8 protein-coding genes are annotated in these 15,006 nt (G+C 60.0%); 3 read left to right on the forward strand and 5 right to left on the reverse strand.

What is annotated here, in order from left to right:
* Positions 1-2: 2 nt before the first annotated feature.
* On the reverse strand, positions 3-272 hold the full coding sequence (locus K0V07_RS10715; protein ID WP_220621384.1) for a hypothetical protein: 270 nt from the start codon (positions 270-272) through the stop codon (positions 3-5).
* 443 nt (positions 273-715) lie between these two features.
* Here K0V07_RS10715 and K0V07_RS10720 point away from each other — a divergent pair, with 443 nt between their 5' ends.
* Both K0V07_RS10720 and corA read left to right on the forward strand, forming a co-directional pair.
* Entirely contained in the window at positions 716-4,048 is a 3,333-nt protein-coding gene (locus K0V07_RS10720) for a S8 family serine peptidase (RefSeq protein WP_220621385.1), read from the forward strand.
* Positions 4,049-4,140: 92 nt separating this feature from the next.
* On the forward strand, positions 4,141-5,232 hold the full coding sequence (gene corA / locus K0V07_RS10725; protein ID WP_220621386.1) for a magnesium/cobalt transporter CorA: 1,092 nt from the start codon (positions 4,141-4,143) through the stop codon (positions 5,230-5,232).
* Between the two features lie 50 nt (positions 5,233-5,282).
* Here corA and K0V07_RS10730 read toward each other — a convergent pair whose 3' ends face one another.
* Together K0V07_RS10730 and K0V07_RS10735 are read right to left on the reverse strand one after the other, a co-directional pair.
* On the reverse strand, positions 5,283-8,387 hold the full coding sequence (locus tag K0V07_RS10730; RefSeq protein ID WP_220621387.1) for a bifunctional serine/threonine-protein kinase/formylglycine-generating enzyme family protein: 3,105 nt from the start codon (positions 8,385-8,387) through the stop codon (positions 5,283-5,285).
* A 57-nt stretch (positions 8,388-8,444) separates the two neighbouring features.
* A complete protein-coding gene (locus K0V07_RS10735; protein ID WP_220621388.1) occupies positions 8,445-8,675 on the reverse strand; it encodes a hypothetical protein in 231 nt (76 codons plus the stop codon).
* Positions 8,676-8,955: 280 nt separating this feature from the next.
* Here K0V07_RS10735 and K0V07_RS10740 point away from each other — a divergent pair, with 280 nt between their 5' ends.
* The gene (locus K0V07_RS10740; protein WP_220621389.1) at positions 8,956-12,018 is read left to right on the forward strand and encodes an ATP-binding protein; all 3,063 of its coding nucleotides are present in this window, start codon (positions 8,956-8,958) and stop codon (positions 12,016-12,018) included.
* 88 nt (positions 12,019-12,106) lie between these two features.
* Here the strand turns inward: K0V07_RS10740 and def are convergent, their stop codons facing one another.
* Positions 12,107-12,682 (reverse strand): peptide deformylase, encoded by a 576-nt coding sequence (gene def, locus K0V07_RS10745; RefSeq protein WP_220621390.1) that lies wholly within the window; start codon positions 12,680-12,682, stop codon positions 12,107-12,109.
* Between the two features lie 161 nt (positions 12,683-12,843).
* Positions 12,844-14,979, reverse strand: a complete 2,136-nt coding sequence (locus K0V07_RS10750; protein WP_220621391.1) for a methyl-accepting chemotaxis protein — start codon at positions 14,977-14,979, stop codon at positions 12,844-12,846.
* Between the last annotated feature and the right edge of the window lie 27 nt (positions 14,980-15,006).

Here is a 15,006-nt window from a genome sequence, read left to right on the forward strand (position 1 = left end):
GCTCAGGATTCGCTCAGGCCGTTGGCGTCGAGGAAGTCCTGCCCCCCGGCACCGAGGCGGTAGCGGCGGTCGGCCGGATCGAGATCGGGCAGGCTGCTGTCGATGAGCCGCTTGTCGTCGAGATAGGTGAGCTCGCGGCGCAGGAGGCGCTCGGTGATGTCGTAGCCGGCGGCACGGATGCCGGTCAGCAGGGTCTCGACCGGGAGAAAGGCGGGGGCGGCTGCCTCCAGTTGCAGGAGGATGGTTTGGCGGAGTATCTGGCGTTTGATCATGGATGGCGGAAAGTTGGCTGTCGGAAGCGGCTGGCCGGTAGCGGCGCCGCGTGATGAGTCAGATATTATCACGTATTTTAAATCACACAATCGTTCGGTTGGGTGGGTTAGATCGGTTGGGATATAGCGATGCGCGGGCTGATCGGGGGTGTTTGCGGAAGTGGATAATATCCACATGGTGAAAGGGTTGTGGAAATAGTCCGAAGGGTGTTTATATTTTGGGCTGTCAAAACCGGGTAAATCCCTCATGGTCGGTGCGTTTTTTCTACATGAGGCGCACACGCACAGTTCGGCTGACAGTGGCGGCCCTGCTGGGGGCTGCGTTCGTGGGCTTTTTGCTTTGGCCCGGAGGGCGCAGTGATTCTGAGCTGCGGCAGCGGATCTCTGCCCGAGCGCCTGCGCAGAACAAAGGTGTGCATGTCGCTGACTCTCCCGTACCAGCTATGCGAAAGTCGGACCCACAACCTGTGCGCGCCACGCAGCCAAGCCCTGCCCTGCGGGATCGACTCGCGGGCGAGCAGATGCTGGCAGAGCGCTGGGAGCGTTTACCCGATGGGCGTCGTCGCCACCTGCGTATCGTGCGAGACGCCGAACGGCAGCGCCCGGTGCGGGTGGTGGATATTTATGAGAAGAGGGACGGCGTGGAGACGCTGGTTTCGCAGACGGCTATGCTGGCTGATCGCTTGCTGCTTTCCCTGCAGACTCCGCAGCAGGCTGATGTGCTACAGGCACGCCTCGCGCAGGCCAGTTACAGGGCGGTGCCGAGCGGCTCTCCCTATCTGCTCTTGATCGAGCTGGATGCGGGCGGGATCGACGCCGTGCCGGCTGCCATGCGGGATCTGGCAGACATCGCTCCGGGTGGCGCTGCTCCCGGGCCGGACTACCTCCGCTTCCCGACGGCGACGCCGGACGATCCGCTTTTCCCCTACCAATACGCGCACGAGCTCATCGGCAGCGAGGAGGCCTGGGATGTCACGAGCGGCTCCTCATCCGTCGTGGTGGCAATCCTTGATACGGGGATGCAGCTCGATCATCCCGATCTGGCGGCGAACCTGTGGACGAACCCCGGCGAGATCCCCGGTAATGGAATCGACGACGACGGTAATGGGTTCGTGGACGATGTGCATGGTTGGGATGTGTTCGACGATGACAATGACCCGAGCGATGACCATGGGCACGGGACGCATGTTTCCGGTATCGTCGGCGCCGTCGGCGGAAATGGCACTGGCGTCACCGGTGTAAATGGAACCGTGTCGCTGCTGCCGATGCGGATAGGCAGCCAGAGCTTTTTATCTTCCGATGTAGTGGTGGCTCTGGATTACATCCGTGATCTTAAACTGAACCGCAACGTCAACGTCGTTGTATCCAATAACTCATACAGCGGTGAAGGCTACACGACAGCCGAGTATGACGCCATCGCCCGGCAGGGTGAGGCAGGTATCCTTTTCGTAGCGGCAGCTGGTAATGACGGGATCTACGTGGACGAGCAGCCGCGCTATCCCGGTGCGCTGGATATTGGCGCCATCATCAATGTGGCGAACTCGGACCAGGACGACAAGCTGGCCGATGACTCAAACTACGGGGCGGTCTCGGTGGATATTTGCGCGCCCGGTACCAGCATTTACTCAACGGCGATGGGCGGCGGCTACCAGTTGTGGAGCGGGACATCCATGGCAGCTCCGCATGTGGCTGGAGCAGTTGCGCTGGCATACGCGGCTGACCCGCAGGCAGAGTCTACGGCTGTGAGGACCCTGCTGCTGGAGCAGGCAGATCAAGTGGCCACGATGGATGGGAAGGTCGCAACAGGCTCACGGCTCAGCGTGTCCCGACTGGTCGATGCCGTGGCGGGGGTGAACCGAGTTGAAGTCGTTTCACCCGGTAAGGCTGTGTTGCTGGAGAGTCTGGAGACCACTCTTGTGCTGCGCGCTGAGGTAACGGTGGCAGGTGAAGCCGTGCAGCCTGAGTCAGCGGTTGAGTGGGTGGCTGATCCCTCCGAGGGAGTCACGGTCACAGCAGAGAGCTTGACGCAGGCCAGGGCAGTTTTTTCGCAGGAGGGTATCTATACCCTGACCGCTTCTGTCGAGACAGGCGGTGTGGTGCGTACGGATACCCGTCAGGTGGTGGCTGCCGGGAGACCCGTCAGTAGTGGCTTGGCGGCGGAGTGGCTGTTTGATGGCGAGGGGGCCGCTGCCGATAGTTCCGGGAATGGGCTGGATGCTGTTTTTGAAGGAGGGACTGGACGAGGAACTGGTGTCGCCGGGGGCGCGTACGCAGGCACCGGGACAGAGGGAGAGCATGCGCGCGTGGATCATCTGCCAAGCCTGCCCGAGGTCAGCGTGAGCGCCTGGGTCAAGGCCGACTCCGAGGCCGGGCTTTTCCCGCGCATTGTGGACGGACCGGAGTGGGCGTTCTTTCTGGGGCTGACCGGTGGCACAGATATCAAGTGCCTGAAGTTTGTACGCTACTACGAGGACGATGTTTACTCCTGGTACACCCCTGAGGGGACGATTGTGGCGGGACAGTGGTACCATGTTGCCGTGACTTGGAAAGACACCGATACCGCACCCAGCCTCTATATCAATGGTGTCGCTCAAGAGGTCGGCGGCAGAGGCTTCAAAATCGGTGGACTGCGAGTGGGCGGTGGGACGGCCTACCTCGGGAATGGCCCGGATGGTGACCGCAGCCTGGACGGACAGATCGACGAGCTCAGGATCTATAACCGCGAGCTGTCTCCCGAGGAGGTTGCTCTGCTGGCCGCTAATCACAGCCCTGTCCCTGAGGGATTATCCGCTGGGACGGTGACTGAGACGCAGGACTGGAGCCCGCATGCCAGCGTGACTGACGAGGATGGCCCGGTGGAGCCAGTTCTGTCGTGGTCAGTCGTCAGTGGACCAGGAGAGGTGAGCCTGTCCGGGGAGATGAGCGATAGCCCGACGTTCAATTTTGAAATGACCGGCGTCTACCGAATCCGCCTGGAGAGCTCGGATGGTTCCGCCGTTGTTCGCAAGGAGTGGGCCGTGGATGTCGGTGCCGTGTGTCAGGTTTCCATGACAGTCCAAGACGGCGAACTCCTTCTGATGTCCGGGCAGAGTTACCCGATTACACTGAGCGTTGTCCCGGCTTCGGGCACTGCGTTGTCAGTCGGCTATTCGGTGAGCGGAGACGCCGTCTCTGGGGAGGATTATCAAGCGCTTTCAGGCACCCTGACTGTACCTGCTGGTGCATCCGAGGCCAGCTTTCCCGTTGAGGCGCTGACCCGCACCTCCGGCAGTACGAGAACCCTGACGCTGACCCTTGTCGATGGCGATGGCTATGCTCTGGGGTCCGATGCGAGCGCTACGCTAACCCTCTTGCCGTACACCTACAGTAACTGGTCTGCCCACTATGCTGCGCAGGTTTCCGCCCCCTCTGGCGTATGGAGCCCGGCCATGGACGCTAACCAGGATGGCATTGGAAACCTGTTGGAGTTTGCCCTCGGTGTTGATCCTCTCGCTGACGCCGAGGATGTCGTGCGCGATCGTCTGCCGCGGATTGAGCGCGGTGAGGGTGGAGCCCTGAGCCTCCGCTATGTGCGCCCTGAGAATGCGGACGCCTCGCTGTATGTGGTTGGCTCGAGTGCGTCGCCTTCGGCCAGCCCGTTTCATGTAGTGGCGAGTGGGGAAGTCGTCCAGAGCAACGGTGACGGCACTGAGACGGTGACGGTCAGCGACCCGGATGCGCTCGCTGCCGGGGAGACGCGTTTCCTGTTTCTGCGGGTGAGTGAAGACGCGCAGTAGCTGCGCGGCAGCGGTGGCATCGTGGAGTGTCACCGAAATGAAACGTTTTTTCGTTTTGAAAGATGCGTGTAAATAGCTTTGCTGGAGGGCAGATGAAAGTCGTCTGGCGTAAGAAGGTTTTCGATCAGGGGCACGGATTGCCCCCCGGTCAGCTCGTGCGGGTCGCGGGTGATCTGGCGGCCACTAAGCCCAGCATTCACCTGCTCGCCTACAGCGAGGATGACTTCATGGAGCTGGAGAACGCGACACTGGATCAGGTGCGCGAGCAGATGGGGAAGTGGAAAGTGGTCTGGATACACGTTTGCGGTGTCAGTGATGAGGCCTTGATCCGCGGCCTGGGCGAGATGCTCAGCATCCATGCCCTTGCTCAGGAAGAGATTCTCAACACGAGCATGCGCCCGAAGTTTGAGGAGTACGGACGCGATTTGTTCGTACTGACCAAGACCGCTACCGTCAACCGCCAGGCGCGGGAGATCATGATCGAGCAGATGGCTTTCTATGCCACCGAGCATGCCTTGCTCAGTGTGCAGGAGAGCGAGACCTCGTTCTTCCAGCCGGTGATGGCGCGCGTCAGGGAGCCTTCGGCCCGGCTGCGGGTGCGGGGCTCAGGGTATCTGCTCTTTGCGCTGATGGATATGAAGGCCGACAACATCCTGAGCATCCTCGACATGATCGAGACGGATATCGTCGAGGTAGAGGAGGACCTGCTCAGCGAGGACGAAGACTTTACCATCGATACGATTTACCAGCATAAGCGCACCGTACTGGCCATCATGCGGTTCGTGATGCCTATGCGTGACAATGCGCACCGGCTGGAGATTATCGACCATCCCCTCGTCCATGATGAGGACCGCTACTTTTTCCGGGATCTGGCTGACAATGCCCGCAGGGCCGCTGACCGGCTGGAGCACGCCCGGCTCATCCTGCAGAACATGCAGGAGTACTACCACCTGATGGAGGAGCACCGGAACAACCACGTGATGAAGGTGCTCACGATTATTGCCACGCTATTCCTGCCGCTGACATTTATCGCCGGGGTGTACGGGATGAACTTCGACCACGAGATCAGCCCGTGGAATATGCCAGAGCTGTACTCGTACTACGGCTACCCGCTGTGCATGCTGTTTATGGCGGGGTTCTTCGTCGCCATGCTCTGGTGGTTCCGCCGGATGAAGTGGCTCTAGACTCGGGCTGACTTGCCGGGTATTCGCAGCACTTTTGGCCGACGGCGAAGCTACTCGCTCGTGAGCTCGGGGCCGAGGCAGAGCCGGAAGCCGATCGAGGACGAGCGTGTCGTATCGGCCATGCTGTCACGCGAAGCTAAACGCGCACGGATGGCGTAGGTCTCCCAGCCGCCGCCGCGAACGACGTGGCGGGTGTCTCCCTCGTTATTATACCAGTCGGTTTCTTTGCCACCGGGCAGGCGACCGTTAAACTTGTCCATGCACCATTCAGCGACGTTGCCATGGATGTCATAAAGCCCGAAAGCATTCGGGGTATACTCGCCGACGGGGCTTGTGCCGTAGAAGTCCGGGTCCTCCAGCTGCGACGAGGTAAAGTCGCGCGGATATTTGCCGCGGAAATTAGCGTGCGAGATGTCGGCAGTGTCGCCCCAGTGAAAGGGCTCCTCCGTGCCAGCGCGGGCAGCGTACTCCCACTCGGCCTCAGTCGGCAGGCGATAGGCGTAGCCCTCAGGGACACGCCCGGCAGTCTGCTCGCGGCGGTTGACCTCACGGCAGTAGGCGATGGCCTCCTGCCAGGTTACTTTCTCCACCGGATGTCGCGGGCCTTTGAACTTGGAGGGGTTCTCCTCCATGAGCTGCATGTACTCCTGCTGGGTGATTTCTTTCTCCGATAGCCAGAAGCCTTTGGAGAGGGTGACCTCTGTTTGCGGCCCTTCGACGGGCAGGCGGGCGTGCTCCTTGAGAGGGCTGCCCATGGTAAAGGTACCGGGGGGTATCCAGGCCAGCCGGATATCCAGATAGGGGATGTCGTAGGAAAGGCCGCTGGCAGGCCCTGGGATAAGGGTCAGGGAGGTTTCCCAGGTGTAGCTTTCGTTGGGCCTGAGCTTGATGGCCAGGCGCTGGGGAATGTAGTCGGGGGCTTCCAGGCTCAGCTCAAAATCTTTGTCGGGGGGCAGGTTAAACTGGTTGGCACCATCAAGGGGAAAGGCTTTGCCGTTGGCGGTAATGGATAGCGGGAGTCCGGCGGGGGTGACGTCGAGCTCGATGATGCCGGGCTTTGGCTTCAGGTCCAGGGGCACACGCAGCAGGGTGTTGTCCGGGAGCTGGAAGGTCTGCTCCACATCGATGTAGTCGGGGTGGCTGGCCACGAGCGTGACTTCACCTTCCGGGATGCCTGACAGGACGTTGGAGTTGCCGGGGTATGTCTTCGAGCCGATGCGGTAGCTCAGCCCTTCGAGGAGTGAAACGGAGGGTGGGGCACCGTCAAAGGTAACCTGCGGTAAAAGCTCGCCGGATCGGGGTGTGAGCTCTCCGAAGTCGAGCACCGTGCGGGTATTCGGCTCCAGTGTGACGGCGAGTTTCTCGGTCCGGTAGCCATCCATTTCCAGCGTGACGATAAACTGCTCACGCACAGGCAGGCCTTCGATCGTTGCGTTACTGGTGCCGATTTCCTTGCCCTCGATGTAGACGGTTGCCCCTTTGGGGGTGGAGCGTACGCGCAGTGTGCCCGGCATAGGGACGAGGGGGAAATCCAAACGACCGGCATCTTCGTCCAGCTGGAAGTCCTCTTTCTCCATCGTCATGTAGTCATCTTTTTCCAGACGAAGGGTGTAGTTACCGGCATGCAGCAGCTGTGCCACGCGGAGCAGCCCATCCTCGTCGGCAGTCCCCAGATCGTACATGCGTCGGGAGCTGTCGATCGCCGTCGCACGTGCTCCGGGGGTCGTATGGATCTCTACATCGGCCCAGGCAGGCTCGAGCTTGAGGTTGAGCTCCTGCTTGCCGCGCTCGATTTCGATGAGCTGGGTCAGGGGAGTGTAGTGGGGAGCGCTCAGCTTGATGTTGTAGATGCCTGAAGTGACGTTCAGGTCGAGCGTTCCATTGCGCACGATGAAGCTTATGTTCTCGCTGGGTATCTCAAAGAGCGCATCTGGAGGCTCGGTCCGTATTTTCAGGCGAGGCTCTTTACCCTCGGGTGTGCGTATGGCAACGGGCGCATCCGTAGGAGAGTCTTCGAGGAAGGCCAGCTCGTAAAAGAGTGATGTGAGGTAGACAGCGATGCAGGCGATGATACCGATGATCCCCAGACGAAAGGCCCGAGTCGTTTTTATCCCGCGACGTTTGATCTGACGTGGCACCGGGATGAAGTCCATGTGCCGAAAGACAGACTTCGTTTGCGCCGTTCCCGGCTCCAGGGGGGATGCGCGCTCCTGGATGTTATCAAGATCGTTCAGGTCGGCCAGGACGGCGGCGGCGGAGCTATAGCGTCTGTCTGGATTGCGTTCGAGACAGTTTGCCAGGAGGGTATCCCAGCTCTTGTCGAGGTCGGGGTTGACTTCACTGGGCGGGGCGTAGTTGTAGCCGGGCTTGTGCCCGGTGAGCAGCCAGTAGGCAGTGATGCCAAATGCGTAGATGTCCGAGCGCTCATCGCCGGGCTTACCCAGGCGTGTTTCAGGGGAGAGGATGTCAACCGTGTTGATGCGGATGCGGCGCGGCCCCAGTGAAATCGGAGGGATGCCTGCCGATACCAGTGTCTCAAAGAGCTCTTTACCCGCCATCGACATGATGCCCAGCTCGGTCAGCTTGATCCGCCCCTCGCTATCGCGCAGGATATTGGTCGGGTTAAGGTTCAGGTGCAGTACCTTATTGGCATGCGCATAGGCGAGCGCTTCGAGCACTTGCCTGAGAATCTTGCGCACCTCCTTCTCGGGGAGTCCGACCGGCATGTCTGCCAGCAGATTATCTTCAGAGTCCGAATGTGGAGCGCGGTGTTTCTCGATGGCGTACTGTTCGAGATAGTCGGCCAGATTCTGGCCATCAAAGGCCTCATGGTAGATGGTAAAACGGCCTTTTACCAGATCCGCGTCCTCGGCCTGGAGCAGATTCGGGTGCTGGAGCTGGAAGAGTCGTGAGCTATGCTGGAAAAAGCGCTCGCGGAAATTTTTGTCGTTTTTAACCAGCGGGGGGAGGACAAACAGGCATCGGCCCTCGCGTACGCGTGTCTTACGGACACGATACAGGCTACCCATCAAATCATAGGAGAGACAGCGTAGTACCTGGTAGTCGCCAAACTTCTCCCCCGGAGTGAGGACTTCATAAGCCCGGCCAGGTGGCGGTCTGTCATCAGGGATTGAGTCGGCGGAAAGGTCGGCCATGGAGAAGGTGATCGGACGCTGGAGATATAAAAAAAGTGCGCCAGAGCGTAGAAAAGGTCAAGGCTTGAGGGTGTCTGGAGCCTGGGCATTCTTCCCTGCTACCTTATGGTAGGTGCCAGTTAGCTTATCCCGCTCGTACTTGGTGAATCCGGCCTTTTCGACATTCTCATTGGCGAGTTTGTTCTTCGTGGAGCCGGGGGTGTACTTACTGGCCAGATTGGGGGGGAGATAGACTCGGCGTACGGGCTCACCACTCTGAGGGTGGTGCGTGAGGGCCGGGTCACTCATGGGTTGCTCAATTTCAAAGCGTTCTCCTCCCGAATTATCAGGCAGAACGATCTCATAAACATAAATAGGCATGCCGCAAAAGATACTTATTTAGAGGCGGTTGAAAACACTGCTTTTATAGATGGGTATATTACCTTATTGATATCGGTACAAGATAAGGGGTATTAATTCTAAAAAATAGCCCCATTTACGGCGTAGGGAGCCCTTGCTGTAAGTGTTACCTTGTCAGTTTCATTGGGTTACGCTTAATAGGCGGACAATGGGTCGTACGAATTACGCCGTGGCACAGTCTTCAGCCCCTAACTCGCTGCCATGGTCGACAACAGGGGGACCAGCACTAAATATAACGGTTCTCGTCTGGAAGCTACTGGCTGTTGCTGTTTTTTATCTGGTCCTTTCCGAGATCGGTAGCCTGATGGCCCTGCGTGCGCTGGAGGGGCATGTCTATCTGCTGTGGCCAGCCTCAGGCCTGGCCATAGCGACCCTGATACGCGGTGGCTATAAGTACTGCCTGAGCATCTTTGCCGGGTATCTGCTGTGGGGGCTGTGGATAAACGGGCAAAGTGTGGGCTATACACTGATGATCGGCTCTATCTACGTCCTGAGCACTGCGCTGGGGGCCAGTGTGCTGCGCTGGATGATGCGCTCTATATACTCGCTGGAAACCATCCGCGACGTAATGGTCTTTCTGCTGGCGGGTCCATTACTGGTAGGGGTGATCAATGCCAGCCTGTGCACCTGGGTTGTCTGCGCGCAGGTAGACCTGCTGACTTGGAATGATTACAGCCGCCTCTGGAAACCGTGGTTTCTCGGAGAAAGCCTCGGGGTGCTGGTGGTTGCTCCCTTTCTTTTAGTTTGGACTTCGCAGACCAAAGTGAACTGGAGTAACCGTCAGTTTGCTGAGGTCGGTGTCTGGATTATCGCCCTGGCGTTTTTCGGGATTGTGATTTTCGGTAATTGGGCACCGACGGATACCCTGCGTTATCCGCTGGAGTTGGCGCTCTTTCCTCTGATGGCCTGGGGGGCGGTTCGCTTCGGGCAGCGAGGCGCTACGACCGGTGTCGTACTGGTCTCGATTATGGCCATGTGGGAGCTCCTGCAGGTCTTTGGCCCCGAGCAGAAGTACATCAGCCAGAGCCCTGAATTCCTATGGGTGTTCGTGGGCGTGATTAGCACGACGAGTTATTTTCTGGCCGCGATCCTGACCGAGATGCGGCGTCGTGAAGAGCTGAGCCGGCATAATGAGGTGCAACTGCGCGGCTTTGTCGATGCGTTGCCTGACATCGCCTTCGTATTATCGGCTGAGGGGCGGTACCTGGAGGTCTTCTCCCACGAAAGCAGTCCGGTCGGCTATCTGGCCGAGGCCTTAAAGGACCGGACGCTGAAAGAGTCATGGTCGCCAGAGCAGGCTCGTAAGTTTCATCAAGCCCTGGAGAACTGCCTGGAGAGCCAGAAGCAGATTTCGCTGGAATACTCGTTTGAGCTGGACGGCAACACCCATTGGTTCGAGGGGCGATTGGCACCGATTTCCAGTGCGGATGATGCTGTGGATCAAGTTATCTGGGTGGCATACGACATCACCGAGCGCAAGCGCACCGAGGCAGCTCTTGAGCAGCAGGATGTGCTCCTGCAGGGGGTGTCGCAGGCGAGTTCGCTGCTGTTGGCCGTTCGCAATATGGAGGAGGCAGTGGAGCGCGCGCTTCAGGCCATCGGCGAGCATGCGCAGGTCGACCGCGTGAGTATTTTTGAGAATTGCTACGAGCCTGGGACGAACCAGCTGAAGCCCATTGTGCGCTACGGCTGGGCACGTCCCGGCTTTGAGCTGGACCCCGAAAATATGCCCGAGAATTGCTGGAAGGGCGAGATGCGCAAGTGGTACGATCAGATGTCCGGTCGCACCGCGATGCAGGGCCGCGTCCGCGAACTCGGCCCCGAGCTCAAGCACTGCCTGGAGGCGGTTGGTGTCAAGACCGTGTTGATGGCTCCCATCCATGTGGAGAGTTACTTCTGGGGCGTGCTCGTGCTCGCAGACTGTGGGCGTGAGCGACGCTGGGAAGAGGGTGAGGTGACATCTATCCAACTCGCCGCGAGCAGCATCGGCTCCTTCTTTATCAACCGTCAGGTCGAGGCCCAACTACGTCATGCCAAGGAGAATGCCGACCGGGCCAACATGGCCAAGGGCGAGTTTCTGGCCATGATGAGCCACGAAATCCGTACTCCGATGAACGCCATCCTGGGCTTCGCGGACCTGCTGGCGCAGACTTCGCTCGATCAGGCACAGCGTGACTCGCTGTCGGTCATCGACCGTAGCGGTAAGGCCCTGCTGGAGCTCATTAACAACATCCTCGATTACTCCAAGATCGAGTCCCGGGGCATCGAGCTGGAGTATGTACCTTTTAATCTGGAGACAACGATCGTCGAGTCGCTGGAGCTGGTCCTGATCAAAGCCCGCGAGAAGGGGATTGAACTGACCTACAACATCGAGGGCGCTGACTCCTACGACTATCTGGGCGACCCGCATCGACTGAAGCAAATCCTGCTCAACCTCGTCAACAATGCCGTCAAGTTTACCCACGACGGAAAAGTGGAGGTACGGGTGCGCGTGGAGTCGACGAAGGCCAGTGATCGCGAGCATGTTTTCTTTGAGGTTGTCGATACGGGGATCGGTATTGATCCGGCCAAGCTTGACCGCCTGTTTCAGCCGTTCTCTCAGGTGGATTCCTCCACGACTCGCAAGTACGGGGGCACCGGGCTGGGTCTCGTTATCTGCAAGCGCCTGATTGAAAAAATGGGTGGCGACATCCGTGTCACCAGTACAGAAGGCGAGGGCTCAGTTTTCTCTTTTGACTTTCCGCTCTCCAAGTCCGGAGACCCCGCACCTATCACTGCGCGCATGGGCTCCACGGTCCTGACTGAGCAGTTCGCTCTCCAGCATCCGCTCTCTATCCTCGTGGTCGAGGATGACGCGGTGAACAGGCAGCTCATTCAGGAGATTATGGGCAAGCTCGGCTATACCATAGAGATGGCCGAAGATGAACCGCAGGCCTCCAAGCTCCTGCGGAAAAAGGATTACGAGATTGTGCTCATGGATGTACAGCTCCCCGGTCGCAGCGGGCTGGAGATCACCCGACGTCTACGGGCGGGTGAGTATGGCGAGCACCATCGCGATACCTTTGTGGTCGCGGTTACGGCTTTCGCGCTGGCAGAGGATCGGCGCAAGTGTCTCGATGCTGGCTGTAACGACTATATGTCAAAGCCAATCTCGACCATGCAGCTCAAGGACATCCTGCGCCACGTCTATCAGCTCATCCACGGGACGCCGATTGATCCGAGCCTGTCATAAAAAACGGATACGCGTGTCTGCTGTGCACGCATCAATATATGACTGGCTTGGCGGATGAGCCAAATTCGACTCTGAGACGTTGCTCCGACTAGGCCTGGTCTTTGAGGAAATCGCGGGTGGAGCGGCGCAGGCGGCGGACCTTTGACTCGATTGTGCGCAGGACGCGGGGGTTCATGCGGTCGATAAAGAGCACGCCCTGCAAGTGGTCGTACTCATGCTGGATGACGCGCGCGAAGAGTCCGTCGCAGGAGATCTCGTGCGGCGCTCCCTCGATGTCCTGAAAACGCAGGCGTACGCGGGTAGGGCGGTCGACACGGCCCCGGATGCCGGGAAAGGACAGGCAGCCCTCTTCGTAGCCTGCCTCATCACCGAGCAGCTCCAGCTCCGGGTTGACGACGACCAGCGGCATGATCAGCTCCAGCGGGGGCTGCTTGCCGTCATAGAGATAGGTCGGTGACGGCTCATCCTCGTAGACAGGTAGCTCCATCACAAACATCTGGATCGCCTTACCGACCTGCTGGGCAGCCAGGCCAATGCCCTCGGCAGCGTGCATGGTCTCCACCATGTCATCGGCGAGCTGACGAAGCTCGGCATTGAATTCCGTGACCGGGGCCCCTTCTTCCTTCAGGACCGGTTCGCCGTACTGGGTGACGCGTAATACCATTGAAGCTTTAGTTAAACGCTCCTTTTCCCCAAAGGAAACCAGAAAATGTGCGGCGCTGCGTGACCGCACGGGACGCCACCTTTACACGACGGCCTGTTGCCGGGGTAGCGACTGAAAGGAGCGCTAGGGGTGCAGCCCCTCATTGTCCAGTGCGGTCCTGCCTAGGTTTTGAAGCGGGAGATTTCGCTCTGGAGGATGTCCGCGCTGCGGCGCAGGTTATCGAGCATACGGTGGCTCTCGCGCACGGAGGCGGCCGTCTGCTGGGCAGACTCGCTGAGGGCGGCCATGGCCTCGTTGATCTGGCTGGCTCCGGAAGACTGCGACTGCATGCCCTCCAGGATCTGGTCAAAGCGCGGGGGAAGCCCCTGGACTTTCTGGATCACCTCGGTCAGGCGCTGGCCGATGCCGGTGATTTCCTGCACGCTGGTTTCCACTTTACCGGAGAAGCTGTTCATGCTCTTCACCCCGGCACCGACGGCCTGGAGCATGTCCTTGACGCTGGATTCGATTTCCAGCGTGGAGACAGCAGCCTGGTCGGCGAGACGCCGGATCTCGGACGCCACCACGGAGAAGCCGCGCCCGGCCTCGCCCGCCTTGCGGGCCTCGATGGAGGCGTTGAGCGAGAGGAGGTTCGTCTGGTCGGCCACTTTCGTCATGGTCAGGATAATGCTGCTGATCGCGGTAGCCTTGGCCTGAATGAGGTTGAGCTGCGAGGAGACCTCGGAGTTGGAGCTGGCCAGCTCGTCCATGGAGTCATGCAGTTGCTGGAGCAGGTCCAGATCGGCCTCTGCATCCACGGCCACCTGCTGGGTGATCTGGTTGACCTTGCGCATGGTGTTGGTCAGCTCGTGCGCAGTAGTGGAAATCTGCTTGGCGGTGGCGTTGGTCTCGACAGAGGAGGCGCCGGTCTGCTCAGCAGTGGTGACCTGCTGGCGGGTGGTGCTGGAGATATGCTGGGCGGTCTTGGAGATTTCGCCGCCGGCGATTTTGACTTTCCCGATGAGGGACTTGAGGTTGGCGGCCATGTGCCGGGCCGAGCGGGCGAGCTGCCCGATCTCGTTGCGGGTGCGGCAGGAAATGTCTCCGGTTAAATCGCCCTCGGCCATGCGGGTGGCTGCCTGCGTGAGGTTAAGAATCGGCAGGGTGATGCTGCGAGAGAGGAGGATGGCCGCGGCCAGCACAATGATGGCGGTAGCCCCGGCGACCCAGAGCGAGACGCGGGCCAGTCGCATGACGGGGGCGAAGACCTCGTCCTTGTCGATCTTGATGACGAGGCCCATGCGCAGGTTGGGCAGGTACTTCCAGCCCGCGAGCACTTCCTTACCCCGGTAGTCCGTGGTGAGGGCGCCGCCGCTTTCTCCGCGCACGGCGCGCTGGACGGGCATGAGGTCGCGGCCCGGTTCGGGCGCGTAGGGGACGGTGAAGTTGAACGCAGCGTTACTGCTGTAGCGCGGATCGTTGAGGAAGAGAATCTTGTCGCCCTCACGCGAAGCCAGGATGATGTCGCCGCTTTTGCTGATGCCGCCGTAGTTGTTAACCGCGGTGTAGATGTCCGAGTTATTGGGGGCGAGGATGACGACGCCGAGGAATTCCCCTTCGTGCAGGACGGGGGCGCTCAGGTACAGGGCGGGCTCACCCGTCGTCGGATCGAGCCGGAAGTCCCCCGCCTGTGTGCTCATGAGCCGCTCGGTACGCAGGAACAGCTTGGTCAGGCTGCTGTTGATATTCTCCTCGCTGAGCAGGTCGCGGTTTTCTTCGCGTATATCGGCCAGCGAAAAGACGATCTTGCCCTCCGGGTTGACGAGATAGAGGCGGTTAAAGCCGAGCTGGCTGGCCAACCGTTTGAGTCCCGGTCCGTGTTCCTTGCGCAGCTCGTCCAGACTGGGGTACTCGCTGGGAGCACCGGGCGGTGGGGGAGGGCCGCTCCCGTCGGGCGGGTGCCGTAGCGTCATCCATACGCCTGGGCTCTGCGAGACCAGGGAGGTGATGTTCTGCATCTCGTAGAGATAGGTGCGGACCCGGTCGATCTGGCGGGCGGCAATCGCCTCCAGGTACTGGGTTTCCGTCTGGAGGAGCGACTTTTTGGCGAGGAGGAAATTAACCGTGGCGACGATGCCCAGCGGGAGCAGGGAAATGAGCAGGAAGTACGCGATCATCTGCCTGCCCAGTCGGCTGCGCTCGGGGCGGTCCGGGCCGGGGGAGGACGCGCCCGTGCTTCCCGTGCCGCGCTTCGGGATCGCTTGCGACGAACGGGAGCCGGAGGTGCCGAGGGGGAAGGGATTATCCGCTTGGGCCATGTGGTGGTCAGTCGTTGGTGAGAGTCG

This window comes from Ruficoccus sp. ZRK36, assembly GCF_019603315.1.
Lineage (GTDB): Bacteria > Verrucomicrobiota > Verrucomicrobiia > Opitutales > Cerasicoccaceae > Ruficoccus.

What these genes read in the sequence shown, in the direction of transcription:
- K0V07_RS10715 (WP_220621384.1), bottom strand. Translation starts at nt 272, where the DNA reads ATGATCAAACGCCAGATACTCCGCCAAACCATCCTCCTGCAACTGGAG.
- K0V07_RS10730 (WP_220621387.1), bottom strand. Translation starts at nt 8,387, where the DNA reads ATGGCCGACCTTTCCGCCGACTCAATCCCTGATGACAGACCGCCACCT.
- K0V07_RS10720 (WP_220621385.1), top strand. Translation starts at nt 716, where the DNA reads ATGCGAAAGTCGGACCCACAACCTGTGCGCGCCACGCAGCCAAGCCCT.
- K0V07_RS10750 (WP_220621391.1), bottom strand. Translation starts at nt 14,979, where the DNA reads ATGGCCCAAGCGGATAATCCCTTCCCCCTCGGCACCTCCGGCTCCCGT.
- corA (WP_220621386.1), top strand. Translation starts at nt 4,141, where the DNA reads ATGAAAGTCGTCTGGCGTAAGAAGGTTTTCGATCAGGGGCACGGATTG.
- K0V07_RS10735 (WP_220621388.1), bottom strand. Translation starts at nt 8,675, where the DNA reads ATGAGTGACCCGGCCCTCACGCACCACCCTCAGAGTGGTGAGCCCGTA.
- def (WP_220621390.1), bottom strand. Translation starts at nt 12,682, where the DNA reads ATGGTATTACGCGTCACCCAGTACGGCGAACCGGTCCTGAAGGAAGAA.